This is a genomic window from Gordonia sp. C13 (genome assembly GCF_023218005.1).
Lineage (GTDB): Bacteria > Actinomycetota > Actinomycetes > Mycobacteriales > Mycobacteriaceae > Gordonia > Gordonia namibiensis.
In genome coordinates this window covers 102,642-127,254 of sequence record NZ_JALPSY010000008.1, presented here as the reverse complement: position 1 = coordinate 127,254, position 24,613 = coordinate 102,642, and the positions used below count along the sequence as shown (strand labels likewise).

Annotated in this window: 24 protein-coding genes; 12 read left to right on the top strand and 12 right to left on the bottom strand. The window is 67.9% G+C overall.

What is annotated here, in order from left to right:
- Positions 1-8: 8 nt before the first annotated feature.
- The 3 genes from M1L58_RS09340 to M1L58_RS09330 are packed head-to-tail and all read right to left on the bottom strand — an operon-like array spanning position 9 to position 3,004.
- Entirely contained in the window at positions 9-1,148 is a 1,140-nt protein-coding gene (locus M1L58_RS09340; RefSeq protein WP_248658679.1) for a CoA transferase, read from the bottom strand.
- A 34-nt stretch (positions 1,149-1,182) separates the two neighbouring features.
- A complete protein-coding gene (locus M1L58_RS09335; RefSeq protein ID WP_248658678.1) occupies positions 1,183-2,196 on the bottom strand; it encodes a MaoC family dehydratase in 1,014 nt (337 codons plus the stop codon).
- Positions 2,189-3,004 (bottom strand): HpcH/HpaI aldolase/citrate lyase family protein, encoded by an 816-nt coding sequence (locus M1L58_RS09330; protein ID WP_248658677.1) that lies wholly within the window; start codon positions 3,002-3,004, stop codon positions 2,189-2,191. The genes M1L58_RS09335 and M1L58_RS09330 overlap by 8 nt, the downstream gene beginning before the upstream one ends.
- Before the next feature lie 201 nt (positions 3,005-3,205).
- Between M1L58_RS09330 and M1L58_RS09325 the strand changes: the two genes are divergently transcribed.
- Entirely contained in the window at positions 3,206-4,357 is a 1,152-nt protein-coding gene (locus tag M1L58_RS09325; protein ID WP_006867509.1) for an acyl-CoA dehydrogenase family protein, read from the top strand.
- Positions 4,358-4,403: 46 nt separating this feature from the next.
- Entirely contained in the window at positions 4,404-5,147 is a 744-nt protein-coding gene (locus M1L58_RS09320; protein WP_248658676.1) for a GntR family transcriptional regulator, read from the top strand.
- Between the two features lie 63 nt (positions 5,148-5,210).
- On the opposite strand, the gene M1L58_RS09315 is transcribed toward M1L58_RS09320, so the two are convergent.
- Positions 5,211-6,689, bottom strand: coding sequence for an MFS transporter (locus M1L58_RS09315; RefSeq protein WP_248658675.1), 1,479 nt, complete (start codon positions 6,687-6,689; stop codon positions 5,211-5,213).
- Between the two features lie 95 nt (positions 6,690-6,784).
- Between M1L58_RS09315 and M1L58_RS09310 the strand changes: the two genes are divergently transcribed.
- Together M1L58_RS09310 and M1L58_RS09305 are read left to right on the top strand one after the other, a co-directional pair.
- Positions 6,785-7,288 carry a MarR family winged helix-turn-helix transcriptional regulator gene (locus M1L58_RS09310; protein ID WP_248658674.1) on the top strand — a complete coding sequence of 168 codons (504 nt, stop codon included), beginning with the start codon at positions 6,785-6,787 and terminating at the stop codon, positions 7,286-7,288.
- A complete protein-coding gene (locus tag M1L58_RS09305; RefSeq protein ID WP_248658673.1) occupies positions 7,285-8,157 on the top strand; it encodes an SDR family oxidoreductase in 873 nt (290 codons plus the stop codon). Before M1L58_RS09310 ends, M1L58_RS09305 begins: the two co-directional genes overlap by 4 nt.
- Positions 8,158-8,199: 42 nt before the next feature.
- Here the strand turns inward: M1L58_RS09305 and M1L58_RS09300 are convergent, their stop codons facing one another.
- The 4 genes from M1L58_RS09300 to M1L58_RS09285 all read right to left on the bottom strand — a co-directional run bounded on the left by M1L58_RS09300 (position 8,200) and on the right by M1L58_RS09285 (position 11,364).
- Positions 8,200-8,616, bottom strand: coding sequence for a carboxymuconolactone decarboxylase family protein (locus M1L58_RS09300; RefSeq protein ID WP_248658672.1), 417 nt, complete (start codon positions 8,614-8,616; stop codon positions 8,200-8,202).
- A 47-nt stretch (positions 8,617-8,663) separates the two neighbouring features.
- Complete coding sequence (locus M1L58_RS09295; protein WP_282578529.1) at positions 8,664-9,437, bottom strand: IclR family transcriptional regulator; 774 nt, start codon at positions 9,435-9,437, stop codon at positions 8,664-8,666.
- A gap of 65 nt (positions 9,438-9,502) precedes the next feature.
- Positions 9,503-10,363: a carbon-nitrogen hydrolase family protein gene (locus M1L58_RS09290; protein WP_248658671.1), complete on the bottom strand. Its 861-nt coding sequence runs from the start codon at positions 10,361-10,363 to the stop codon at positions 9,503-9,505.
- The gene (locus M1L58_RS09285) at positions 10,360-11,364 is read right to left on the bottom strand and encodes an LLM class flavin-dependent oxidoreductase (RefSeq protein ID WP_248658670.1); all 1,005 of its coding nucleotides are present in this window, start codon (positions 11,362-11,364) and stop codon (positions 10,360-10,362) included. Before M1L58_RS09285 ends, M1L58_RS09290 begins: the two co-directional genes overlap by 4 nt.
- A gap of 335 nt (positions 11,365-11,699) precedes the next feature.
- On the opposite strand from M1L58_RS09285, the gene M1L58_RS09280 reads away from it, so the two are divergent.
- Positions 11,700-12,524, top strand: a complete 825-nt coding sequence (locus tag M1L58_RS09280) for an amino acid ABC transporter ATP-binding protein (RefSeq protein WP_248658669.1) — start codon at positions 11,700-11,702, stop codon at positions 12,522-12,524.
- Here the strand turns inward: M1L58_RS09280 and M1L58_RS09275 are convergent.
- Entirely contained in the window at positions 12,521-13,948 is a 1,428-nt protein-coding gene (locus M1L58_RS09275) for an FUSC family protein (protein ID WP_248658668.1), read from the bottom strand. The two genes, M1L58_RS09280 and M1L58_RS09275, sit on opposite strands and share 4 nt — an antisense overlap.
- Positions 13,949-14,014: 66 nt before the next feature.
- Between M1L58_RS09275 and M1L58_RS09270 the strand changes: the two genes are divergently transcribed.
- On the top strand, positions 14,015-14,515 hold the full coding sequence (locus M1L58_RS09270; protein WP_248658667.1) for a MarR family winged helix-turn-helix transcriptional regulator: 501 nt from the start codon (positions 14,015-14,017) through the stop codon (positions 14,513-14,515).
- Positions 14,516-14,524: 9 nt separating this feature from the next.
- Here the strand turns inward: M1L58_RS09270 and M1L58_RS09265 are convergent, their stop codons facing one another.
- Positions 14,525-15,397, bottom strand: a complete 873-nt coding sequence (locus M1L58_RS09265; protein ID WP_248658666.1) for a siderophore-interacting protein — start codon at positions 15,395-15,397, stop codon at positions 14,525-14,527.
- Between the two features lie 106 nt (positions 15,398-15,503).
- Here M1L58_RS09265 and M1L58_RS09260 point away from each other — a divergent pair, with 106 nt between their 5' ends.
- Together M1L58_RS09260 and M1L58_RS09255 are read left to right on the top strand one after the other, a co-directional pair.
- Complete coding sequence (locus tag M1L58_RS09260) at positions 15,504-16,577, top strand: enoyl-CoA hydratase/isomerase family protein (RefSeq protein ID WP_248658665.1); 1,074 nt, start codon at positions 15,504-15,506, stop codon at positions 16,575-16,577.
- Between the two features lie 30 nt (positions 16,578-16,607).
- Positions 16,608-17,384 carry an enoyl-CoA hydratase gene (locus tag M1L58_RS09255; RefSeq protein ID WP_248658664.1) on the top strand — a complete coding sequence of 259 codons (777 nt, stop codon included), beginning with the start codon at positions 16,608-16,610 and terminating at the stop codon, positions 17,382-17,384.
- Between the two features lie 87 nt (positions 17,385-17,471).
- Here the strand turns inward: M1L58_RS09255 and M1L58_RS09250 are convergent, their stop codons facing one another.
- Positions 17,472-18,362: a LysR substrate-binding domain-containing protein gene (locus M1L58_RS09250; RefSeq protein ID WP_248658663.1), complete on the bottom strand. Its 891-nt coding sequence runs from the start codon at positions 18,360-18,362 to the stop codon at positions 17,472-17,474.
- 90 nt (positions 18,363-18,452) lie between these two features.
- Between M1L58_RS09250 and M1L58_RS09245 the strand changes: the two genes are divergently transcribed.
- From M1L58_RS09245 to M1L58_RS09230, 4 genes are read left to right on the top strand one after another with little or no spacing between them, the layout of a single operon-like run.
- On the top strand, positions 18,453-19,688 hold the full coding sequence (locus M1L58_RS09245; RefSeq protein ID WP_248658662.1) for an acetyl-CoA C-acetyltransferase: 1,236 nt from the start codon (positions 18,453-18,455) through the stop codon (positions 19,686-19,688).
- Positions 19,685-20,458, top strand: coding sequence for a 3-oxoadipate enol-lactonase (pcaD, locus tag M1L58_RS09240; protein ID WP_248658661.1), 774 nt, complete (start codon positions 19,685-19,687; stop codon positions 20,456-20,458). Before M1L58_RS09245 ends, pcaD begins: the two co-directional genes overlap by 4 nt.
- Entirely contained in the window at positions 20,455-21,237 is a 783-nt protein-coding gene (locus M1L58_RS09235) for a CoA transferase subunit A (RefSeq protein WP_248658660.1), read from the top strand. Before pcaD ends, M1L58_RS09235 begins: the two co-directional genes overlap by 4 nt.
- Before the next feature lie 10 nt (positions 21,238-21,247).
- Positions 21,248-21,928 carry a 3-oxoacid CoA-transferase subunit B gene (locus M1L58_RS09230; protein ID WP_248658659.1) on the top strand — a complete coding sequence of 227 codons (681 nt, stop codon included), beginning with the start codon at positions 21,248-21,250 and terminating at the stop codon, positions 21,926-21,928.
- Here M1L58_RS09230 and M1L58_RS09225 read toward each other — a convergent pair.
- Positions 21,874-24,597, bottom strand: coding sequence for a helix-turn-helix transcriptional regulator (locus M1L58_RS09225; RefSeq protein ID WP_248658658.1), 2,724 nt, complete (start codon positions 24,595-24,597; stop codon positions 21,874-21,876). The genes M1L58_RS09230 and M1L58_RS09225 overlap by 55 nt on opposite strands.
- Positions 24,598-24,613 lie beyond the last annotated feature (16 nt).

Below are 24,613 nucleotides of genomic sequence, written 5' to 3'. Positions count from 1 at the left end.
GCGCTGCGTCAGAACCCCGCCGACGACCCCAGCTCCGGGGCGGGGCCGGCGAAGTAGTGCTCTCCGTCGAACCGGGCCGGGAGACCGGCCGCGAGATACGTGCCGATGCCGGGCTGGTCCAGCTCGGTGAACAGCGGATTCTTCTGCAACACACCGGACTCGACGACCTCGTCGAACGTGCGATACCGCTCCGACAGCACCGCACTCTTCGCCAGTGCCTCCTCGACCTCGGCGGTGGTGTGGCGTTCGAACCACGCGGCGAACAGCGGCGTGAGGATCCCGCGGTGGGTGTAGCGGTCGGCTTCGGTGGTGAAGTCGGCGCCGAGTGCCTTCTCGATCGCGGCCACCGCGTCGCCGGTCTCGGTCATGGCGACCAGATCGCGGAAGTGACGCGGGGTGAGGGCGACGAGCATGAAGCGACCGCCGTCGGCGGCGACGAAATCTGTTCCGTACGTGCCGTACACGTCGTTACCGGTCGCCGGCCGGCTGCCGCCGCCGAGCTGCGGTTCGGTGAGGTAGCCGAGCGTCCCGGCGATCGCCAGGGCGGTGTCCTCGAGGGGCAACGTGATCTGCGCGCCGGCGCCGGTCTGGTCGCGGCGTCGGACTGCAGCGGTGATCGCCAGAGCGGCATACAGGCCACAGGCCACATCCCACGCGGGGAGGGCGTGGTTGACGACGCCCGTGTAGTCGGTGGGGCCGGTGATCGACGGGAAGCCCAGTGCCGCGTTGACCGTGTAGTCGACGCCGGGAGTGCCGTCGGTGCGTCCGAGCAGTTCGAGGGTGATGACGTCGGGGCGCTTGGCGGCCAACGTGTCGTGACTCATCCATGCGCGACCGCCGGCGTTGGTGACGAGGATGCCGCCGCCCGGACCGCTCTCGGTGACGAGATCCTGGATCAGCTCCTGCCCCTCGGGCTCCCGGAAGTTCGCGGTCACCGACTTCTTTCCCCGGTTGAGACCGGTCCAGTAGATGGAGTTGCCGTCGGCGGTGACCGGCCAGCGGTTGGTGTCGGCGGCACCGCCGATGGGGTCGACGCGGATCACCTCGGCGCCGAGCTGGGACAGCGTCAGACCGCACAGCGGTGACGCGACGAAGCTCGACACCTCCACGATGCGAAGGCCCTCGAGGGGGCGGGGATTGGTGCTCATGAGCGAAAGATCCTCCGGGGGGCGGGTGGTCGGGTCAGGCCATCAGGACGTGGTAGCGCCAGTCGAGGACGTCGCGGTCCCCCTGGCCGTCGGCGTCGCCGTGGGCGACGACCTTCGACCGAAGCCGCAGGAGCCCGCTGCCACCGTCGAGTGGGGTGGCTTCCTCGACGTGGATCTCTGAGCTGAGGGTGTCGCCCTCATGCACGGGGCCGGTGTGGTCGCACGCGTCCCAGGCCACCACGGTCACCAGGTTCGGCAGGGCACGGTTGGCCTGGGACAGGGCGAGTCCGATGGTGTGTCCGCCGTAGACGAGTCGACCGCCCGCGGCCTTGCCCGCCACCCGCTCGTCATGGTGGGTGGCCGCGATGTTCAGCGACAGGCGCGCGAGTTCCGGTGCGCTGGAGACCACGTCGGCGCTCGAGCGGAAGACGCGTCCGGCCAGATCCGGGGAGAAGTGCTGTCCGCCGAACGACGACCGGAAGGCGGCCAGATCCCAATCGGGCAACGCGGGGTCGGCTTCGTCGCCGGGCCCGATGGTGCTCAGATCGTCGGCGTGCACGGTGCGATTCGGGTCGGCGTTCGGCGAGAGCGGCAGCATCGCGCAGCGGTAGAAGTCGAGGACCGTCGCGCCGTTCTGATCGGTGGTGACCATGTGCAGCGCGGCCAGGCCGGTCGGGGCGCGGCCGGGCTTGGACTTGTTCTCCCGCAGCCCGACGACCTCGGTCACGGTGGTGAGCGTATCGCCGATCTTCGGGTAGCTCAGGAAACGTAGCCCGCGGTAGAACAGGTTGGCCTTGACGTGATGAGTGGCAAGTGTCGACTGTCCGATCGCGACGTCGGTGACGAGCCCGGGATGAGCGAGCGTGCCCTCGCCCAGGACGCGGCCCGCCAGATGTGCGTCGAGTGAAAGCCGCAGGCGGTCACCGAGAATCGACTGATGGCCGGCGGCGAGACCGGAGGTGAGTGTCAGCGACGGGGCGTCGTCGAAGACCTGTCCGTGGGTCAGTTCGTCGAAGTATGGTCCGCCGACCGCGATCGCCTCAGTCATCGACTGCCGCCTTCGCGAGCACCCGGCGAGCGGAGACGGCGAGTGCCTCGTCGAGCATCCGGCCGTCGAGCTCTGCGGCACCTGCGCCCGCGGCAGCCGCCTTCTCCAGCGCCTCGAGTACTCGTCGCGCGTCCTCGACGGCGTCGGAGTCCGGGGTGAAGATCTCGATGGCACTTGCCAATTGCGCAGGATGGATCACCCAGGTTCCGTCGAAGCCGAGGTCGCGGACCCAGCGCTTGGCGTCCCGAAAGGTGTCGTCGTCGGCAATGGTCAGGTGGGGGCCGTCGACCACGTCGACACCCGCGGCTCGGGCGGCGAGTAACACCGAGTCCTGCACGACATGCCACGTCTGCATGGGCAGACCCGACGCGCGGCCCAGCGACGCACCGAGATCGGCGTACCCGATCAGAACGGCGTCGAGACGGTCGGTGGCCGCGCAGATCGCTGCGGCATCGCGGATGCCGCGCGGGGTTTCCAGCAGCGCCTGGAGCCGGACCGGGGAGTCGCCGAGCTGTTTGTCGGCCTCCAGGAGGTCGCCGGGGGTGTCGGCCTTGGGGAGCACCACCGAGGTCAGGTTCGGCATCTGCGCGCACGCCGCGAGATCGTTCGACGCCCACGGGGTGTCGATGGCGTTGATGCGCAGCGAGACCGCGCGATCGGCGCCGAACTCGTTGACGAGTCCGGCAGCGGCGGCGCGTGCGGTGTCCTTGTTGGCCGGGGTGACCGCGTCCTCGAGGTCGAGGACCACCTCGTCGGCGATCGAGGCCAGCGCCTTGCGTGCCTTGCGGTCGTCGGAGGCCGGCGCCACCAGAACGCCTCGTCTTCTCTGCACCATTGCTCCCAAATGATCGTGACAACCCGGGTGTCGGGTCCAAATGTGCGGCCAAAGTGTGCCGTCACGGTTCTATCAGACCTGGACGTCTGATGGGAAGGTTGACATAGGTACGGCCGATGGACAAAATGGCCGTACAAATCAGCCCGACCACGAAGAGCACAGGTGAGCCCCTCCATGAGCACGCTGTCAGCCGAAGAATCGTTCCTCGTCGAGACCGTTCGGCGGTTCGTCGACCGCGAGGTCAAGCCGACCGTGCAGGAGGTCGAGCACGCCAACGAATACCCCGAGAAGTGGATCGAGCAGATGAAGCAGATCGGGATCTACGGACTGGCCGTGCCCGAGGAGTACGGCGGCTCGCCGGTGTCGATGCCCTGCTACGCGCAGGTCACCCAGGAGCTCGCCCGGGGCTGGATGAGCCTCGCGGGTGCGATGGGCGGACACACCGTGGTCGCCAAGCTGATCACGCTGTTCGGCACCGAGGAGCAGAAGCAGAACTATCTGCCGCGGATGGCCACGGGCGAGATGCGGGCGACGATGGCCCTGACCGAGCCCGGCGGTGGTTCCGACCTGCAGGCGATGTCGACCGTCGCCAAGGAGGACGGCGACGAGCTGGTCATCAGCGGCGCCAAGACCTGGATCAGCAATGCCCGACGCTCGGGACTGATCGCGCTGCTCTGCAAGACCGATCCGGCGGCGCAGCCGCGACACCGGGGCATCTCGATCGTCCTCGTCGAACACGGTCCAGGACTGACGGTCTCGCGCGACCTGCCCAAGCTGGGTTACAAGGGCGTGGAGAGCTGCGAGCTCTCGTTCGATGGCTACCGCGCACCCAAGTCGGCGATCCTCGGCACGGTGCCCGGCAAGGGTTTCGGACAGATGATGAAAGGTCTGGAGACCGGGCGTATCCAGGTCGCCTGTCGCGCACTGGGTGTCGCAACGGCCGCTCTCGAGGACTCGCTGGCCTACGCGCAGCAGCGCGAGTCCTTCGGCCAGCCGATCTGGAAACACCAGTCGATCGGCAACTACCTGGCCGACATGGCGACCAAGCTCACCGCGGCCCGGCAACTCACCTGGCACGCGGCCGAGCAGTACGACAAGGGCGAGCGCTGCGACATGGAGGCCGGCATGGCCAAGCTTTATGCCTCCGAGGTCGCCATGGAGATCGCCCTCAACGCGGTTCGCATCCACGGCGGATACGGTTACTCCACCGAATTCGACGTCGAGCGGTACTTCCGCGACGCACCGCTGATGATCGTCGGTGAGGGCACCAACGAGATCCAGCGCAATGTGATCGCCGCGCAGCTCGTGGCGCGGGGCGGTATCTGACGGCGACGGTTCGTCGGCAGCGGTGGTACTCGAACAGGGGAGTGGGATGGGCGAGGTCGGGCAGTCCGAGCCGGCGTACAAGGTGCTGGCCGCCGAACTGCGTTCGCACATCGCGCAGGGTCGCTACAAGGGAGGTGTCCGGCTGCCCACCGAGTCCGAGCTCTCGCAGGAGTACGGGCTGAGCAGGCAGACGGTGCGCCGCGCCTTCCTCGAGTTGGTCACCGAGGGTTCGGTGTACCGGGTGCCCGGGCGAGGTACCTTCGCGACCGAGAACGCCGGTCAGTATCTACGGCAGCTCGGCTCGATCGACGACCTGATGAACCTGTCCACCGACACCGAGATGCAGGTCCTCGAATCCCCCTCGCGTCGAGTCGATCTCGAGGCCGCCGGGCGCCTGCGTCTCGACACCGACGTCGTCTACCGGATCGTGTTCCAGCGTTTCCACGACGGCGTGCCGTTTGTGGTCACGACCGTGTCGTGGCCCGAGTCGGTGGCGCGGCTCGTGATCGATGCGCCCGAGGTGCAGTCCGGGGCGACAAGTGATTCCACGATGATCGGTCTGCTCGAACCCCATCTGCAGTATCCGATCGAGGAATGCGCGCAATCCATCACGGCCACCACCGCCGACGCCGAGACCGCACGGCGTCTCGGCTGTCCGGAGGGACATGCGGTGCTGCGGGTAGACCGGCTCTACACCGACTCTAGTGGGCGGGCGGTCGAACTCGCGGTCAGTTACTTCCTGCCCGAGCATTACACCTACCGCGTGACGCTGCGTCGTAGCGGTTTGTGACGCACAACGAAAGTGGCCCGGCAGTCGACGATGACTGCCGGGCCACTCTCGCGTTCGGGAGGGTCAGTGACCGGCGCGGGCCGGCTGCTCCTCGACGATGCTCGATGCCCTTGCCTTGGTGGGGATCAGCAGGGTGATCGCCACGCCGACGAAGGCTGCGGCGGCCGCGATCAGGAAGCACCAGGTGAACGTCGATTCGTCGGGGACCTCGGTGCCGCCCAGCGAGATGGTCGCGCTGGCCAGGACCAGGGCCATGACGGCGGAGGCGACGGTGGTGCCCAGTGAACGCATCAGACCGTTCAGGCCGACGGCCGCGCCGGCCTCGGTGGGCGGTACCGACCCCATGATCAGGGTCGGCATGGCCGCATAGCCGATGCCCACGCCGATGGCGCAGATGATCGAGGCCAGCATCAGCTTCCACGCCGAGTCCATGAGGAAGAAGGCGAAGATGTAGCCGGCGCCGAGGATGCTCGCACCGATCGCGAGGGTGAACTTGGCACCGATCCGGTTGATCAGCAGACCTGAGAGCGGTGCGAAGAACATCATCATCAGGCCGCCCGGGGCCATCCACAGGCCCGCGGCCAGAATCGACTGTCCCAGGCCGTATCCGGTCGCCTCGGGGAGTCGCAGCAGCATCGGCAGGATGATCGCCTGCGCCATCATGCCGAAACCGATGGCCGCAGCCGCGATGTTGGTCAGCAGCACGGCCGGACGAGCCGACGTCCGCAGGTCGACCAGCGGCTCCCGCTGGCGGAGTTCGAAGAATCCCCACAGAACCAGCACGGCGATGCCGCCGAGGCCCAGACCCAGCGTGCTGGCCGAGGTCCAGCCCCAGTCGTTGGCCTTCGAGACGGCGATGAGGAAGGCAGAGAGGCCGATGGCCAGGCCAACGGCACCGGGGATGTCGAGGCGTCCGCCCGCGGCGGTGTTCACGCGGGGGAGGAAGACGAGGACGGCGACCACGATGAGCACGCCGAGGCCGGTGGCGACCCAGAAGAGAGCGTGCCAATCCCAGGTCTGGACGATCCAGGCCGACAGGGGCAGGCCGATGGCGCCACCGACGCCGAGGGTGGCCGACATCGCGGCCACGGCCATGGACGTGATGCGCGGCGGGGTGATCTCGCGGATGAGGCTCATACCGACCGGGATGAAGCCCATCGCCAGGCCTTGGACTCCGCGTCCGATGATCAGCGGGATCAGGGTGTGGCCGAGTGCGCAGAGCAGCGAACCGAGGGTGAGCAGCGCGGCGCTCGCGAGCAGGACGCGCTGCTTGCCGAACATGTCGCCGAGGCGGCCGGCAATCGGCATCGCGACGGCTGCTGCAAGCAGCGTGGCGGTGATGATCCATGAGGCATTGCCGATCGAGGTCCCGAGGAGACGCGGCAGATCCGGCTGGATCGGGATGATCAGGGTCTGCATCAGCGAGGCGACGAGGCCGCCGAAGCAGAGCACCACGACGCTGATGACAGCGCCGGCGGGTGCCTTGTCGGCCGCGGCTGCGGCCTGGTCGTCGGCAGGCGCCTGACCTTGTACGTGGCTCATATCTGAGACCTCCCTCGAGGTATGCAGCATACATATGTAACGTACATAGGCAAACCGGACAGGAGATTGTCCTGGTCGAATGTGATGGAGGAGACATGTCCGAGGACCACGCGCCGTGGCAATCGCCGGTGCACCGAGACCTGGCGGCCGAATTGCTGCGCATGTCCCGGCGGCGGAGTCTCGTGCATCCATCGGTGGGACTGGAGAAGTCGGCTTTCGCCATCCTGTGGGTTCTGTCCGACGGGCGGCCGCGGACCCTTCGTGAACTGACCGAGGAACTAGAGCTCGAACAGTCGACGGTGAACCGACAGGTGAACGCCGCGATCAAGCACGGCTACCTCGAGCGTTTCGAGGTGGAGGACTCGCTGTCGAAGCTGATCCGCCCCACCGAACTGGGTCGGGAGGCCTTCAAACGCGACGGACTGTTGCGCGCCCAACGGTTGGAGCAGGTCTTCGCCGACCTTGCGCCGGGCAGTCCCGAGGCGCTGCTCCATGAATTACGGGCGTTCAACGACGCCTATGAACGGACGCAGGACCGGCACGGGACCGGTGAGCGGAACGAGAAGAGCGATGAGGGATTGAAGAGAGGGCTGGCATGAGCACTGGGGGCGGTACGTACGTGGTGACCGGATCGGCGTCGGGGATGGGGGCGGCTGTCGCCAAATCCCTGTGCGGGGAGGGCCATACGGTGATCGGCGTCGATCTGCGGGACGCCGATGTCGTCGCCGACCTGTCGACCCCGCACGGTCGGCAGAAGGCTGCGGAGGAGGTCCTGGCCAAGGCCGGCGGGAAGCTCGACGGTGCGGTCCTCGCCGCCGGAATGGGGCCGACCAAGGGGCGTGAGCGGATGATCACCGAGGTCAACGTGCTCGGCGTCACCGACCTGCTGACCGCCTGGCGTCCGGCGCTGGCCGCTGCCGACAAGGCGAAAGTGGTTGTCTTCGGCTCCAATTCGACGACGGTGACACCGCTGGTGCCGCGCGGCGCGATCCGTCGGCTCATCAACGGCGACACGGTCGGTGCCACCCGGCAGATCCTCCGACGCCGCGGCGTCACCGCGCCGGTCGCCTACGCGGCGTCGAAGATCGCGGTCACCCAGTGGGTCCGCTGGCAGGGCACCAAGCCGGAGTGGGCGGGTGCGGGCATCCGGATCAACGTGATCGCACCCGGCCCGGTGATGACGCCGCTGCTGCAGGCACAGCTCGACAGCCCGCAGGCCAAGGCCGTCACGTCGTTCCCGGTTCCGGTGCGCGAGTTCGGAACCCCCGAACAACTCGCCGCATGGGTGATGACCATGCTGTCGCCCGCCGCCGACTTCATGGCCGGCACCATCATCACCGTCGACGGTGGAACCGAGGCCCTGATGCGAACCCGGGACTGGCCCCGGCCGCTGCCGGTGCGCGGGATTCCGAAGCTGCTGTGGAAGATGTACCGCGCGCCGAAGGACGGGCAGGTCGCCCAGTACTGACAGCAGTGTCCAGTACTGCCTGCGACCTGCCCGGCTCGGGTTTCAGTCGGCTTGTTCCGCAGCGTCGAGTTCGCGAAGTACCCGCTCCGCGTTGCGGAAGGCCTCCAGGGCAGCTGTTACACCGACGTATACGGCGGTCTGCAAGAGTGCTTCCTGGATCTCTTCGTCGGTGACCCCGTTGGCCCGTGCGCCGCGCACATGCGTCGAGAACTCGGTCTGCCTGTTGAGGGCGGTCAGCATGACGAGGTTCAGCAGGCTCCGCGTTCGGCGGTCGAGGCCCTCGCGGGTCCAGATGCCGCCCCAGCAGTACTCGGTGACGAGATCCTGCATGGGCTGACCGAACTCGGTCACCGCCGACAGTGCCTTGTCCACGTAGGCGTCGCCGAGGACGGTTTTGCGCATCGCCAGACCGGCGTCGTAGAGCTCCGAATGCGGTGTCGTGGTCGACGTCGTTGTCATGAGTTGTCTCCTTGATCGAAAAATTTGGGGAATTGCTGAGGGTGGTGTCACAGCGCAGGACCCAGTTGGGTGCCGGGCGGCGTGCGGGCGAGCACCCGCTCGATGTCGTGCGCGGTGTGGCGGAGTAGTCCGGCGATCTCCGGAACCCGTTCGGGCGTCAGTCGGTAGGTGGGTCCTCCCACCCAGATCGCGTACGGCACTGCGCCATTGACCCGAACCGGGCAGGCGACCGAGGCTGCGCCCGGCTCGAGTTCATCTCGTGAAGACGCATACCCGCGTTCCGCGCTCTCGGCGAGCTCCTCGAGGAACCCGTCGAGGTCTCTCCCGCGCGGTGAATCCCGGAACAGGGCATCGGCTTCGAGCTCCTGACGCACTGCCTCGGGATCACCGAGCGAGAGGAACACCTTGCCGGTCGAGGTCGACCACGCCGGTTGCATCCGGGGTACCGCACGACGTCCGAGCCCGATGTTGTGCGGCGAGGCCGTCTGGGCGAGCACCATCACGGTGTTGGTGCCCTTGATCGGCTGATCGAGTCCGCAGGTCTCCATCGCCTGGGTGGCGAGGGCTTCCAGGAGTCGGTTCACATACGACAGTGCGGTGTCCCGGTCCGATGTCGGGCTGAGCATGAGCAGCACCGACAGGGACATGTGAAAGCGCTTCGTGTCCTCGTTGAGGACCACCCAGTCCTCGGCGGCCAGTGCCAGCAGGATCCGGTGGCAGGTCGCCTTGGGGATCTCGGTGAGCCGGGCGACCCCGGACAGTCCGATACCGTTCGGACTCGCGGCGACGGTCTGCAGGACGCGGAGGGTCTTCTGTACCAGCCCGGCATCGGTGACGGGTTCTCCTCAGATCGGGGTGATTACAGGGGAAGCGGGTGTCGTAGGTGTCATTTGTATAGGGCGAACCGCCGATCGCGCAGGAAAGGACGACCGAAAGCGCGCTTGGCCGGGAGCTGGCCCAGGTCGATGTCACCGACCACCAGTTCATCGCCGCCGTTGTCCTCGGCCGTGGCCACCGTCTCGCCGTCGGGTCCGTAAATGGAGCTGCCGCCGAAGTACTCCTTGGGCCCCTCGATGCCGATGCGGTTGCTGGCCAGCACGTACATGCAGTTGAAGACCGCATGTGCCTTCAGCTCCAGATCGAATGTCTCACACGAGTACCCGTTGCCGGAGGCGATCGGGATGCCCAGCACGGTGGCGCCCTGAACCGCTGCGGTGCGGGCGAGTTCGGGGAAGTGCCGTTCGTAGCAGATTATCGTCGACACCGGGATGCCGTCGGCGTCGACGACCTCCGGTGACTTGTCGCCGGGGCGGAAGTACGACTTCTCCGGGAAATTGAAGGACAGCGGCAGGTGCGACTTGCGGTAGTCCAGGCGGCGTTGACCGCTGACGAAGATGGTCGCGGTGTTGTAGAAGACCCCGGCAGCCGCGGTCTTCTCGAAGATCGACGACACGATGGTCATCCCGTGCTCGCGCGACTTCTCCGCCACCATCGTGTTACTGGGGCCGTCGAGCGGCTCGCCGTAGACCAGGTAATCGGGATCGACGGGCATGGGCGCCACGAAGGGAACCGAGAAGAGCTCTGGCAGCTGCAAGACCTTGACGCCGCGGGCCGCGGCCTGATCGATCAGATCGGCGACGACGGCGAGGTTCGCCTCTCGATCGGCGGTCGGCCGGAGCTGTAGGACGCCGGCGGTGACGATGCCGGGCGTGGTCTCCTCGGTGCTGGTCTTTTCAGGGGTTGTCATGCGGAAACCTTTGCGAGAGAACGGATGCTGTCAACAGGGTTGGCGCCGGGCGGGAACACCACGGGCACACGGACGCCGGCCGCGCGGTATTCGTCGATCATGTCGGCTGTCTGTGCGGTGGTGCCGTAGGCGGTGACGCGACGGACGAGGTCGTCGGGGACGAGTGGCATGGCCTTGCGGATGTCCTCCGGGCGTGCCGGCCAACCCGCGATCTCCTTCAGGCGGTCGACGAGACCGGGCTCGACGCCGCAGTGGGAACCGATGTGCGGCTGCTGCATCAGGTACATGGTGAGGAACGCCTTGACTGAGTCCTTGGCATCTTTGGGGTTGGTGTCGTCGATCGAGCAGCAGATGATCTGCGCGATGTCGAGATCCTTGGTGAGCGTGCTGCGTTCGCGACCGCGCTGCAACGCGTTCACAGCCTCACGGGTGTAGCTCGTCGGCATCAGGAAGTCGAGGTAGACCCCGTCGGCGAGCTCTCCGGACAGTTCGAGCATCTTCGGACCGACCGGACCGGTGTAGATGGGAATGTCGACCGGCTTGTTCTCGGCGTACATCCGGTCGAACCGGATCTTGTCCATCGAGAAGTGCTCGCCCTGGAGCGTCACCTCCTCATTGGCGAAGAGTGACCGGCAGATCGAGATGAACTCGCGCATCGTGCCCAGCGGCTTGCGGATGGGGGCACCGACCTTCGATGCGATCGGCTCCCACCACGCACCGACGCCGAGAATGATTCGCCCAGGGGCGATCTCGTCGAGGGTCTTGAAGGTGACGGCGGTGAGGGCCGGATTTCGGGTCTTGTTGTTGATGACACCCGAGCCGATGCGGACCTGATGGGTGCGGTCGGCGAGAAGGGCCATGACGCTGATCGCGTCTCGGGTCAAGCGGCCTTCGGCCACCCACAGGCTGTCGAAGCCTGCTTCGTCGGCGACATCGGCAATGGCCTTCGTCTCGTCCAGAGTGAAACGTTCACCGAGGTGAACTCCAAGTGGAATGGTCACATCACACCTCACAGTCGATGGGTAGGGATGAATCGGATCGATCGGCGGGGAGCGGGGTCGGTGTTCGATCCCGCAGCGTCGTCCGAGGTTGGTACCGGCCGTGTCCGTACAGTTCCACCAGCTCACCGTCGCGGACGAGCTGCTGTCCGCGCGAGAAGACGTGGCGCGGTGCTCCGCTGACCGACATACCCTCGTAGAGGGTGTATCCGGCGCGGGAGCGGTGCCGGTCGGCCGAGATGGTGTGGTCGGCTTGCGGATCGAGCGTGCGTTCGCACTGAAGTCATGAGCACGGTGGTCGCGAGCACCGGAATCATGCGAGCCGAAGGAGTCCTGGCATGACCACACCCATCATCGAGATCTCTGGCCTACGAAAGAGTTATGGAGATCGCGAGATCCTCCACGGCGTCGACCTCACCGTGAACCAGGGCGAGGTGGTCGCCCTGATCGGGCCGTCGGGCGCGGCGAAGACAACTCTGCTTCGTTGTCTTAGCCTGCTCGAGACACCGAGCGCGGGGACCATCGACATCCTGGGCAAACGTGTTTCCGGGCCGGATGCGAAGGGGCAGCAGAAGCACCTCCGAGGACGCGATCTCCGCGAGTTGCGTCGCGATGTCGGCATGGTTTTCCAGTCCTTCAACCTTTTTCCACACATGAGTGTGATCGAGAACGTCATGGACTCGCCGGTGAATTCATTGGGGCAGCCGCGGGCGGAGGTACGTGCCCGGGCGATCGAACTGCTGGAGGAGGTCGGCCTCGGGGACCGAATCGACGCCTACCCCGGCCAGCTCTCCGGTGGGCAGAAGCAACGTGTGGCCATGGCGCGGACGCTCGCCATGCAACCGCGCGTGGTCCTCTTCGACGAGGTCACCTCCGCAGTCGACCCGGAGATGAAGGCCGAGATTCTGCTGGTCATGAAAAGGCTTGCCACGAAGGGGCTCACGATGATCAGCGTCACGCACGAAATGGGATTCGCCGAGCAGGTCTCCGATCGGGTCGTCTTCATGGAACAGGGGCAGATCGTTGCCCAGGGCGGCCCGGAGCTCATCGCCAAGCCGCCCACCGCGCGACTGGCCCGTTTCGTCAACGCCGTCGTCGATCCGGTCGGCGTGGCGATCGCCCAGGATCAAGCGAAGGACGAGGAGTCTCCCGAAGGGGGTTAGTCGGCCGACTTCTCCGTAGGTTCGGGCGCCGTCAGGTGGTGCCGGTCGTCGGGACGGATGGTCAACGCTGCCACGAGAATTCCGACGACGACACCCACGAGCGTGTCGCCGACACGGGCGGCCGCGATGCCGGTGCCGGCGGGGTGGCCGATCGAGGTCACCAGTAGTGCCATGGCGGTGACGAAGGTCGAGGCCAGTGCGTAATTGCGGGTCACCGTCAGTTCCGCGGCGGTCTGGCAGGCCACGACGATCACGACGAGTGGCCAGTAACCGAGGTCGGCGAAGATCACTGCGGCGGCGAGTAGGGCGCCTGCGGTGTTTCCGAGTAGACGTTGGATGCCGCGCTGAACGGCGTGGCCGTAGTTCACGCCCTGCAACGTGGCGATCGTGCCGAGTATCGCCCAGAGCGGGTGGTCCAGTCCGACGGCGACCGCCAACGTGCCGGCGATCAGCGATGCGACGGCCATGCGAGAGGCGCTGAACCACAACGCCTTGTCCATCGCGGCGCGAAGGTAATCCGGGGACGAGGCCGAGACCGGCAGAGGTGTGTCGGGTGTCCGGGGCGTTCGGATGTCGCTGCGCACCTTGCGGAGTTCGGCCTCCAGTCGCGCGAAGTCGTCCTGCCGGGACAGCCCGGATTCGCGCCCGCAGAGGGCGTTCTCCGCGGCGTCGAGCAGTGCGATCAGTTCGTGGACGTGTTCGTCGACGCGTCGTTGTGGGGTGAGCGCGATGGTCTCCCGGGCCCGGGTGATCACCGCTCGCGCAGCTGCGACCGCCTGGTCGCCTTGCTGTTCGGTTGCCGACACGGCCGCGAGGGCGCGTGCCACGGCCACCCGGGAAGGACTGTGTGGATGGGACAGAGCGGGGGCCATCGCCACGGCCCAACCGACGAGGCCGCCCAGCGCGGCGGCCCCGGTGGCGGAGGCGGCGTCGGCCCATGTGTTCGCGAATCCGGCCGCGCCCGCGGCGGCGAAGATCATGACGACGGGGCCGGGGCCGGTGATCCCGAAGACCAAGGTGAGCCAGTAGGCGATACCGGCGCCCGCCGAGACCAGCACCACCTGCGTCCAGATGGGCGCGCCCGCGACACCGAGGGCGGCGCCGAACGCTGTGTAGGCGACGATCAGTCCGGCCACACCCGCGAGTTTGCGGGCCAGTCGGGGGTAGGGCTCGTATCGGAGGAACGCGGCGGCGAGTGAGCCGAGGGCGGCGAACCCGGCGATCTCGGTCCGGCCGAGCAGGCCGCCGGCAACGAGGACGATCGCGCCGGCGAGCCCGACGCGCACGGCGATCGCCACGGTGGGGTCGGCGCGACGGAACTCCAGCGTGCCGCGCCACGCGGCCGGGGACACCGAATGCGCCAATGCCCTGCGCGAATGCTGCAGACGGCTGCGGTCACGGGTCGAGGCGGGGGAGTCGGGCACCCGTCCACCATAATACTTTCTCGGTAAATTATCGATGAAACATCTGCGAAGGGTTAGGATCGGCGCATGTCGGAGCGTTCTGGAGGGTCGTCCGATTATGTCGACCGTGCCCGCCGGGAGTGGGCGGCGCAGTATCCCGACCTCGACATGCGGCCGGTTGATGTCATCGGGCGCATCGTGCGGATCGGCTCGCTGGCACTCGCACGTTTCGACCGTGACCTCGCTCCTCGCGGGATCACCCGGACCGAGTTCGATGTCCTCGGTGCACTCGCGCGTAGCGACGTGCCGCTCCGGGCCAGCGAGGTCACGTCGGTTGCCGGCATCTCCGGGGCGTCGACCACCAAGAACGTCGAACGATTGGTCGCCATGGGCTTGGTCGAGCGGAAGCGACTCGAACGTGATGGCCGCGTGGTCCTGCTGTCGTTGACTTCAGCAGGGCGTGCACTCGTCGACGAGGAGTTCCCCCGCCGCATCGAGAGCGAACATCAGATGCTCGACGATCTCGATGACGAGGAGATCGAGATGCTGGTGAACCTGCTCCGGCGGGTCACGCGGAACGTCGAGTGAACCTGCGGGTCAGAGCCCGACCCGTTCGAGCGCCTCGTCGAACTCCTCTGATGCTTCCTTCTCGGTCTTCCCCTCGGCGAGTGCCTGCCGGTACACCGCGAACAGCTCGGTGCTGCGTTCGGAGTACGCCTGCGTCCAGCGTTCGCTGTCCTGCCGCCAGTAGCCGATGACGTCGTAGGACTCGCGGCCCCAACGTAATTCGCTGCGCAGGTGTTTGCGGACGGCCCGTGACTCCGACGCCTCCCCGGCGAACCAGCAGTACGCGGAGGCGTCCGGGAGATCCAGTGCTGCGACGGTCTCGGCCAGCCGGCTCGGGGTTCGTCCGTTGCCGCCGATCAGCGTGATCGTCTCGACCTTCCGCTCGGGTAGGTAGGTGAGATCGGTTGGCGACGGCACCTCGGCCACCACGGTCACGCCGTCGACGACCGGGAGATCCTCGATGATCCGCGCTAGCGCGGGGAGTCCGGCGAGGTCGGCGGCCAGGACGAGGCGGCCGGTGCCGGTCGGTGGCGCGAACCAGCTGCGCGCGTGCGTCATGACGACCTCGTGGCCGGGCTCGGTGCGCTGGGCCCACGTCGTCGCCGGCCCGGCGGCATGGATCACGAAGTCGACGACGACGGTGCCGGCTGCCGGGTCGGCCGCGCGGATCGAGTAATTGCGCCCGTCCGGCGCGGGGTCGAGGTCGTAGTAGGCCCAGATTCCGTCGCGGCACTGCATGTCGGGCGTCGAGCGCTGCGATTCGGCAGGGAAGTAGATGCCCACCGCCTCGTCGGCGACGCCGGGCAGTCCCAGGCCGGGCAGGTCCGCGACGTCGAATGTCAGTCGTCGCAGGTTGGGCGTCAGGTCATCGACCCCACGGACGCGCGCTCTCGAGTAGCCCATGAGGCCACCCTAACCTCACTACCGTCGAACGCCCGGGGTCTAGCCTCTGTTACTAGGATATGCAACCATCTGTGGAGGCCTGTCGGTGTGGAGAGGAGTTTCGATCGTGTCGGAACAATCAGTGCTGGTCCCGTCTGTCCTGACGGAGGAGAACGGGTCGGCGCGGTCGCTGATCCTCAACCGTCCGAAGTCGATCAATGCGATCGACCACGAGATGGCCACCGAGATCGCGGAGCGACTCGACGAATGGGCCGGTGACGACACCGTCAAGGCCGTCGTCCTGTATGGCGCCGGCGAACGCGGACTGTGCGCGGGCGGTGACATCGTCGCGATCCACCGCGACGCCTCGGCGCTCAGCGGCAATCCCGACTCCACCGACATCGTCGCCGAGAACTCGCCGTCGGCAAAGTTCTGGTTCGACGAGTACCGCCTCAACGCTGCGATCTCGAGCTACCCCAAGAGCTACGTCGCGATCATGGACGGCATCGTCATGGGCGGCGGTGTCGGCGTCTCCGCACACGGCAACGTGCGCATCGTGACCGACCGCACCCGTCTGGCCATGCCCGAGGTCGGCATCGGATTCGTCCCCGATGTCGGTGGTACACACCTGCTCTCGCGGGTCCCGGACGGGCTCGGCCTGTACGCCGGCCTCACCGCGGCCCACCTCCGCGGCGCCGACGCCATCGCCATGGGTCTCGCCGACCACTTCGTCCCCTCCGAGTCGCTGCCCGCGTTCATCGAGGCCATCGGAACGACCGGCGTCGACGCCGCGATCGCGGAGTACGCCACCGAGGCTCCCGAGTCCGAGCTCGCCGCACAGCGTGAATGGATCTCCGAAGCCTTTGCCGCCGAGACCATCTCGGAGATCATCGAGCGGTGCCGCGCGGTCGGCACCGAGACGGCGACCAAGACCGCCGACACCATCGCGGCCAAGAGCGCCACCGCTCTGGCGGTCACGCTGCGCTCGCTGCGCGAGGCCGGGAACGACGCGACCCTCGAGGACACCCTGGTCCGCGAATACCGCGTCTCCCTCCGGTGCCTCCTGCATCCCGACATGGCCGAGGGCATTCGCGCGCAGGTCATCGACAAGGACCGCAACCCGAGTTGGGCAGAATTCTCGGAGGCGGGCGTCGACGCGTTCTTCGCGCCGCTGCCGCACGACCTGACGTTCCCTGCCTGACCGACCACCTCAACCGGAAGAAGGACACTCGTGACCGAATACCAGACCATCCTCGTCGAACGCCGCGGCCGCGTCGGCGTCATCACCCTCAACCGCCCGAAGGCGCTCAACGCCCTCAACTCCGAGCTCATGAACGAAGTGGTCGGCGTCGTCAAGGAATTCGACGTCGACGAGGCCATCGGTGCCATCGTCATCACCGGTTCGGAGAAGGCGTTCGCCGCCGGTGCGGACATCAAGGAGATGTCGACCAAGACCTACGCCGAGGTCGCCAACCAGCAGTTCTTCGGCGCCTGGGACGAGCTGGCACGCACCCGCACCCCGATCGTCGCCGCGGTCACCGGCTACGCCCTCGGCGGCGGCTGTGAACTCGCCATGCTCTGCGACTTCATCATCGCCGGCGACAACGCCGTCTTCGGCCAGCCGGAGATCAACCTCGGTGTCATTCCCGGCATCGGTGGCTCGCAGCGCCTCACCCGCGCCGTCGGCAAGGCCAAGGCGATGGACATGATCCTCACCGGCCGCAACATGAAGGTCGAAGAGGCCGAGCGTGCGGGCCTCGTGTCGCGCGTCTTCCCCAAGGAAGAAGCCCTCGCCAAGGCCATCGAGATCGCCGCGGTCATCGCGTCGAAGTCGCTCATCGCGTCGGCCCTCGCCAAGGAGGCCGTCAACCGTGCGTTCGAGTCGGGCCTGACCGAGGGCGTCCGCGCCGAGCGCGGACTGTTCTACTCGACCTTCGCCACCGACGACCAGACCGAGGGCATGGCCGCCTTCGTCGAGAAGCGGGACCCGAACTTCACGCACCGCTGATCTGAAACCTCCACAAACCCACCCTTTTTCGGCACTTCCACCCCATTTGAGGTGGTGGATCTGCCGAAAAAGGGTGGGTTTGTGCGTTCAGGAGAGCGTCCGCAGGACCTCCACCGCCCGGTCGACGAGCGGGGTCCGACGCGCCGCGGCGTAGGCGGCGGTTAGATCGACGTGGTCGATCGGCGCGGACAGGGGCCGGTAGACGACGCCGGCCACACCGAGAGCCGAGGTCGGCTCGGGCACGATGGCCACCCCGAGTCCCGCGGCGACCAGTGTCACCAGCGTCGACGTCTCCTCGACCTCGTGCCGGATGCGCGGCACGAATCCCGCGCGTTCCGACGTGGCGGCCAGGACTCCGGCGATGACCGACCGGCCGCCGCCGACATGGGAGATGAAGTCCTCGCCACGGAGCTGCGCGATGTCCACCGCCTGGTCCTCGGGAGTCGAGGTGAGCGGGTGATCGGCGGGAAGAGCGACTATCAGCCGGTCCGTTCGGATCGACTCCACATGCAGCCCGTGCGTCTCCACCGGCATCCGTAGCAGCGCCAGGTCGATGTCGCCCGACTCCAGGGCGGCCAGCTGTTCGGGGGCCAACATCTCGCCACGGACGCTGACGTCGACGTCGGGCAGCTCGTCGCGGAGTGCGCGCACGAAGCGGGGGAGCAGCGAGTAGGTCGCCGATCCGACGCATCCGATGGCCAGGTTGCCCTGCCGGCCGTCGGCGATGCGCTGCGCCCGTCGTCCCGCGGCGTCGACGGAGTCGAGGATCGCCTCGACCTGACGGAGGTAGTCCTCGCCGGCGGCGGTCAGTTCGACGCGGCGCGTGGACCGGACGAGCAGGGCGACGCCGAGTTCCTCCTCGAGTTGCCGGATCTGCTGGGACAGCGGCGGCTGGGCGATGTGCAGGCGTTGGGCCGCACGGCCGAAGTGCAGTTCCTCGGCAACGGCGCGGAAGTACCGCAGGTGGCGCAGCTCCATGCGGTCATCGTACCCATTGATACTCACGTCATATCAAAGGAGCCCAAATGGATACTTCTCCATATAGCTGCTGGTCCCTAGGCTGGGCGCATGGCTACTTCGACTACCGCGGACACGGACATCGTTCTCTGTTCACCCCTGCGCACCCCCGTCGGGCGCATGGGTGGGGCGCTTTCCTCCGTGCCGGTCACCCGCCTGGCAACCGACCTGCTGAAGGAACTGACGACGCGAACCGGCCTCGGCGAGGGCGACATCGACGATGTCATCCTCGGGCAGGGGTACGCGAGTGGTGAGTCGCCGGCGCTCGGGCGCATCGCGGCCCTCGACGCCGGCCTGGGTGTCGGTGTCCCCGGCATGCAGATCGATCGCCGGTGCGGTTCGGGCCTGCAGGCGATCCTGACCGCGGCGTCGTCGGTGGCGACCGGCGGCGCGCGTCTCGTGGTCGCCGGGGGTGCCGAGTCGATGTCGAATGTCGAGCACTACGCGCTCGGTCTGCGGTCGGGGATCAAGCAAGGTGGCGTCGAACTGATGGACCGCCTCGACCGTGGACGTCTCACCGCCGGCGGCGAATCGCATCCGGTACCCGGCGGGATGATCGAGACCGCCGAGAACCTGCGTGCGAAATACGGCATCTCCCGGGCCGACCAGGACGAGTACGCCGCGCGGTCGCACCATCGGGCTGTCGCCGCCCATGAGGCAGGCCGCTTCGCTGACGAACTGGTGCCGGTCACGATCCCCGGACGCCGCGGCAAGCCCGACACCGTCGTCGACCGTGACGAGCACCCGCGAGCCGACGCCACCGCGGAATCGCTCGGCAAGCTGCGTCCCATCCGGCTCAAGCTCGACGCGGAGTCCACGGTCACCGCGGGCAACGCGTCCGGACAGAACGACGGCGCGGCCATGTGCGTGGTGACCACCCGCGCCGAAGCACAGCGTCGTGGACTGGAACCCCTTCTCGCCCTGCGTTCCTGGGCCGTGACCGGATGTGAGCCCGAGACGATGGGTATCGGTCCGGTCAGCGCCACGGCAGCTGCCCTCGACCGCGCTGACCTCACCCTCGACGAGATCGACCTGATCGAACTCAACGAAGCCTTCGCCGCACAGGTCCTCGCCTGCTTCGACGAGTGGAAGATCGACGCCGGCGACGAACGGCTGAACCCCAACGGTTCCGGGATCTCCCTCGGCCACCCGATCGGTGCGACCGGCGGTCGAATACTCGCCACCGCCGCCTACGAGGCACGACGCCGCGAGGCGCGCTACGTCCTCGAGACCATGTGCATCGGCGGCGGCCAGGGTCTCGCCGCGATCTTCGAGGCCACCCGATGAGCGCCCCGGTGCAGGTACACGCAGTCGTGTCGGGTCGTCCCGACGGTCCCACGGTCGTCCTGTCGAACTCGCTCGGGTCCACGCATCGCATGTGGGATGCGCAGCTGGCCGCACTCGAAGCGCGGTTCCGCGTCGTCCGCTACGACACCCGCGGCCACGGAGAATCTCCGGTTCCGCAGGGGCCGTACACGATCGACGACCTCGCCGATGACGTGATCGCCCTGTTCGACCGCCTCGACATCGAGCGTGCTCACCTCGTGGGGCTCTCGCTAGGTGGCATGACCATGATGCGGGTCGCCGCCCGGAATCCCGAACGGGTCAACCGGGTCGCGTTGTTCTGCACCGGAGCTCAGCTCCCGCCGCGGGAAGCCTGGCTCGACCGGGCGGCCACGGTACGCGAACAGGGCACCGGTGCCGTCGCCGAATCCGTTGTGCAGCGGTGGTTCACGCCCGAATACCTCAGCACCTACGGGGAGTCCCGGAAGTACCACGAGGACATGGTCGCCGCGACCCCGGCCGAGGGGTACGCCTCGTGCTGCGAGGTCATCGCCGAGATGGATCTCCGCGGCGACCTGCCGTCGATCGCGGCACCGACACTGGCCATCGCCGGCTCCGACGACCCGGCGACCCCGCCCGCGAAACTCGAGGAGATCGCCGCCAACGTCCAGAACGGCCGCCTCCTCGTCGTCCCCGACGCGGCGCACCTGGCCAACGCCCAGCAGCCCGACATCATCAACCCCGCACTGATCGAACACCTGGAGCAGCAATGAGTTACGACAAAGTGGCCGACTCGGCCGCCGACGCCGTCGCCGACATCCCCGACGGGGCGAGCCTCGCGGTGGGCGGCTTCGGTCTCGCCGGCATCCCGGGATTCCTCATCGACGCACTCCTCGCCCAGGGCGCGAAGAACCTCACCATCGTCTCCAACAACTGCGGCGTCGACGGAGCGGGACTCGGTCTGCTGCTCGAGAACCGTCGCATCGACAAGGTGATCGCCTCGTACATCGGCGAGAACAAGGAGTTCGGACGCCAATTCCTCTCCGGTGAGGTCACCGTCGAACTCACCCCGCAGGGCACCCTCGCCGAGCGGATGCGTGCCGGCGGCGCCGGAATCGGCGCCTTCTTCACTCCCACGGGTGTCGGCACCCTCGTCGAAGAAGGTGGCCTGCCGTGGCGCTACAACGCCGACGGTACCGTCGCCGAGGCCTCCCCGCCCAAGGAGGTCCGCACCTTCAACGGCAAGCCGATGGTGCTCGAGGAAGCGATCGTCACCGACTACGCACTGATCCGTGCCGCGGTCGTCGACACCGCCGGCAACTGCAGATTCCATGCTGCCGCACGCAACTTCAACCCGCCGGCCGCGATGGCGGGCCGCACGACGATCGTCGAGGCGGAGAGGGTCGTCGAGGTCGGCGAACTCGGACCCGACGAGATCCATCTGCCGGGCATCTTCGTCCAGCGCATTCTCGAACTGACCCCGGAACAGGCCTCGCGCAAGGGGATCGAGAAGCGCACCATCCGCGAACGCCCCACCGTCGCCACCGTTTAGGAGAGCTGCCATGACCTGGAACCGGAATGAGATGGCCGCCCGCGCGGCGAAGGAACTCACCCGCGGCGACTACGTCAACCTCGGGATCGGCCTGCCGACCCTGATCCCCGACCACATGCCCGACGACTCCGGCATCTTCCTGCACGCCGAGAACGGCATCCTCGGCGTCGGACCCTTCCCCTACGGCGACGAGGTCGATCCCGACCTGATCAACGCCGGCAAGCAGACCGTGTCGGTGCTGCCCGGCGCGTCGTACTTCGACTCCGCCGCCAGCTTCGCGATGATCCGCGGCGGACACGTCGATGTGGCCGTCCTCGGCGGTATGCAGGTGGCCATGAACGGCGACCTCGCCAACTGGATGGTGCCCGGCGCGCTCGTGAAGGGCATCGGTGGCGCGATGGACCTCGTCAACGGTGCCGGCAAGGTGATCGTCCTGATGGAGCACGTCACCAAGAAGGGTGAACCGAAGCTCCTCGACCACTGCGCCCTGCCGCTGACCGGTCGCGGGATGGTCAGCCGGGTGATCACCGACCTCGGTGTGTTCGACGTCGCCGGAACGGGTTTCGAGGTCGTCGAGCTCGCGCCGGGGGTCGACTTCGACACCGTCGCCGAGAAGACCGGAGCGCCGCTGGTCGATCAGCGCCGTGACGCGGCCAGCTCCGCGCGCGACCGCAGCCCGAGCTTCGCGTAGATCCGGGTCAGGTGGTACTGCACCGTCTTCGGTGAGATGAACAGTTCGGCGGCCACCTCGCGGTTCGACAGTCCGCGGGCCACGAGGGTGGTCACCGCCTCCTCCTGCGGGGTGAGCTCGCCGGCGTCCCTCGGTGCGCCGTCGCGGTCGGCCCGCGAGGTGGTCAGTCCGCCGGCCTTCAGTTCCCGGTCGCACCGCTCGACGAAAGCGGTCGCTCCGAGTGACAGATAGAGCTCACGGGCGGTGCCGATGACGGTGTCGGCGGCGCGTCTCTTGCCGGCCCGACGCAGCGTTTGTCCGTAGGCGAAGTTGACCCGGGCCTGGTCGTAGCGGAGTCCGAGGCCGTCGAGCAGTTCGAGCCCCTCCTCGAAGGTCCTACGGGCTCCGTGGATGTCGCCGGTCGCGCCCAGGTGCCGACCCCGCGCGTATTTCAGACGTGCCGCCGCCGACCGGTGGCCACGTTCGGCGGCGCGCGCCTCGTACCGGTGGAGGAGACGATCCGCTTCGTCGAGACGACCCTCGATGACCTGCGCGTTCGCGAGTATGTCCACCCACGGCCAGAGGCCCGGTTCCGACAGTGCGGGAACGGTTTCGGACATCGTGACGAGCGGTGTGAGGATCCGGATGACCTTCGCGTACTCGGCCGCTGCCTCGGCCCGATGGGCGCGGGCGAGCATCTCGGGGATGCGCATGATCTCGTAGTCGCCGATCGACGTGGAGCTGTGCGCGATGTGCCGATCGGCCTCGTCCCAGTTGCCGCGCGACGAGTGGATCTGGCACGCGGTCCAGTCGAGGAGCGGGGTGACGAGTTCGATGCCGCTGCTCCGCGCAAGGGCGAGACCGGCGTCGACCCCGCGCATCGCCTCGTCCCAGTCCCCGGTGAGGAACTGGACCCGGGCCAGCCAGGCCAACGCCCACAACGAGATCCGGGTGGAGCCGCCGAGCTGGGCCATCGACACGGCGGCTTCGAGATTGGTACGGGCGGCGTCGATCTCGTCGAGACTGAGTTGCAACCAGCCGCGTCCCATCGTGGCGCGCTGTGCCTGCGCGCCGTACCGGATGCGCTCGGTGATCGAATCGTATTCGGCGCGGGCCGCTTCCGGTTGACCCGACCAGGCGAGGCCGAGACCGCGAATCACGGCGGCCTCGATCCGGGCGGCGGAGCCCTCCACCGCCATCGCCATCGCGCGGTCGGCCCAGGTGACCAGTTCCGAGCCCTGGCATCGGACGAGGTTGTGCAGCACGTATCGCTGCGCGACCAATGCGGCGGTGTCGGGTTCGCGCTGGGCGTTGACGATGCCCCAGGCGCGGTCGAGCCGGAGTTGTGCCTCCGCCGAGCGGCCGCGAAGGATGGCGAGGTAGGCGAGGGTCGCATTGCGCAGCGGGGTCTCCCGCAGACTCTCGACAGTCGGCACGAGTGCCCCGGCCCCGACACAATCACCCGCCGCGAGAAGGGAATCGACCGCGAGAGTGATCCGGGTGTCGCGTTCGAGTGTGTCCGGGGTGAGACGTCCGGCCTGGCGATAGAGGCGCGCGGCCTCGGCCCAGGCACCCTCGGCGCCGCGCGTGCGGGCGAGTCCGGCCAGGTCGTCGGCCAGGTCCGCGTCCGGGGTCGGTGTGGCGGCGACCCGGTGATGGAGGCGACGGGCCGGATCGGCGACCACCTCCGCGGCCCGGCGATGAGCCTCGCCGACGGCGGTCATGCCCATGATCTCGAGAACGCCCGCCCGGACGAGGGGTGTGGTCAGCCGCGGCTGCGCCTCCGCAGGTGTCAGGGCGCCGTCGGCGGTGATCAGGGTGGTCCTGCGGGCATCGTCGATGGCCCACAGCGGATCGTCGATGCCGGCGAGTTCGATCGCGGTGGAGAGCGGCTCATTCGCGTCGAGGATCGCGAGGGCCTCGATGAGTGCACGTGCGGGAGTCCCCGGAGCGGGAAGTGCGGCCCGGACCTCGTCGACCACGCGTCGGGGAGCGGGGAGGCGTCCGCCGCTGCGCGCCCAGGTCCCGGCGGGCACCTCGTCGAGCAGTGCGACGATGTCGCGCGGGTTCCCGCGCGTGTGGGCGAGCAACTCGTCGCGCATCACCGGGTGCAGCACGATCCCGCGCTGCGCGGCGATCTCGGGTGCTGCGTCCGGGCCGACGCCGTCCAGTCGTAACTCGTCGAATGTCCAGCCTGCCAACCGAATGCCCGGCCGCGCGGTCGTGACCACGATCAGGATGCGGCGCGACCGGTGCTCGCGGGTGAGCGTGATGAGAGCCTGGAGCGACTCCTCGTCCGCGGAGTCGGCGTCGTCGACCGCGATGAGCGTCGGCTGTTCGTCGGCGTCCGGGATCACCGCGAGGAGGCTTTCGACGAGTCCGCCGGGGGTCGTCGGCGTGGCGCCGGTGGTGTCCTGTGTCAGTTGCCGGATCAGCGCTCCCGGGGACCGCGACTGCCACGGGGACGCCTGCGCGACAAGCGTGTGCGCGTCGCCGGCTGTTCGGCGGTGGAGGTCGACCATCCGGTTCAGGAGCGTCGACTTGCCGATGCCGGGTTCGCCGGTCACGACCAGGAGATCTGTTCCCGAGGTCCCGCGGAGACGTTCGGTGAGGACGTCGATCTCACGGTCGCGGCCGGCACACACGGTGGAGATGACCATGTGGGTGGTGTCCCGGCCGGCGACCGTCATCGTCCCATCCTAGGAC

What these genes read in the sequence shown, in the direction of transcription:
- M1L58_RS09340 (WP_248658679.1), bottom strand. Translation starts at nt 1,148, where the DNA reads ATGAGCACCAATCCCCGCCCCCTCGAGGGCCTTCGCATCGTGGAGGTG.
- M1L58_RS09335 (WP_248658678.1), bottom strand. Translation starts at nt 2,196, where the DNA reads ATGACTGAGGCGATCGCGGTCGGCGGACCATACTTCGACGAACTGACC.
- M1L58_RS09325 (WP_006867509.1), top strand. Translation starts at nt 3,206, where the DNA reads ATGAGCACGCTGTCAGCCGAAGAATCGTTCCTCGTCGAGACCGTTCGG.
- M1L58_RS09320 (WP_248658676.1), top strand. Translation starts at nt 4,404, where the DNA reads ATGGGCGAGGTCGGGCAGTCCGAGCCGGCGTACAAGGTGCTGGCCGCC.
- M1L58_RS09315 (WP_248658675.1), bottom strand. Translation starts at nt 6,689, where the DNA reads ATGAGCCACGTACAAGGTCAGGCGCCTGCCGACGACCAGGCCGCAGCC.
- M1L58_RS09310 (WP_248658674.1), top strand. Translation starts at nt 6,785, where the DNA reads ATGTCCGAGGACCACGCGCCGTGGCAATCGCCGGTGCACCGAGACCTG.
- M1L58_RS09305 (WP_248658673.1), top strand. Translation starts at nt 7,285, where the DNA reads ATGAGCACTGGGGGCGGTACGTACGTGGTGACCGGATCGGCGTCGGGG.
- M1L58_RS09300 (WP_248658672.1), bottom strand. Translation starts at nt 8,616, where the DNA reads ATGACAACGACGTCGACCACGACACCGCATTCGGAGCTCTACGACGCC.
- M1L58_RS09290 (WP_248658671.1), bottom strand. Translation starts at nt 10,363, where the DNA reads ATGACAACCCCTGAAAAGACCAGCACCGAGGAGACCACGCCCGGCATC.
- M1L58_RS09280 (WP_248658669.1), top strand. Translation starts at nt 11,700, where the DNA reads ATGACCACACCCATCATCGAGATCTCTGGCCTACGAAAGAGTTATGGA.
- M1L58_RS09270 (WP_248658667.1), top strand. Translation starts at nt 14,015, where the DNA reads ATGTCGGAGCGTTCTGGAGGGTCGTCCGATTATGTCGACCGTGCCCGC.
- M1L58_RS09265 (WP_248658666.1), bottom strand. Translation starts at nt 15,397, where the DNA reads ATGGGCTACTCGAGAGCGCGCGTCCGTGGGGTCGATGACCTGACGCCC.
- M1L58_RS09250 (WP_248658663.1), bottom strand. Translation starts at nt 18,362, where the DNA reads ATGGAGCTGCGCCACCTGCGGTACTTCCGCGCCGTTGCCGAGGAACTG.
- M1L58_RS09245 (WP_248658662.1), top strand. Translation starts at nt 18,453, where the DNA reads ATGGCTACTTCGACTACCGCGGACACGGACATCGTTCTCTGTTCACCC.
- pcaD (WP_248658661.1), top strand. Translation starts at nt 19,685, where the DNA reads ATGAGCGCCCCGGTGCAGGTACACGCAGTCGTGTCGGGTCGTCCCGAC.
- M1L58_RS09235 (WP_248658660.1), top strand. Translation starts at nt 20,455, where the DNA reads ATGAGTTACGACAAAGTGGCCGACTCGGCCGCCGACGCCGTCGCCGAC.
- M1L58_RS09230 (WP_248658659.1), top strand. Translation starts at nt 21,248, where the DNA reads ATGACCTGGAACCGGAATGAGATGGCCGCCCGCGCGGCGAAGGAACTC.
- M1L58_RS09225 (WP_248658658.1), bottom strand. Translation starts at nt 24,597, where the DNA reads ATGACGGTCGCCGGCCGGGACACCACCCACATGGTCATCTCCACCGTG.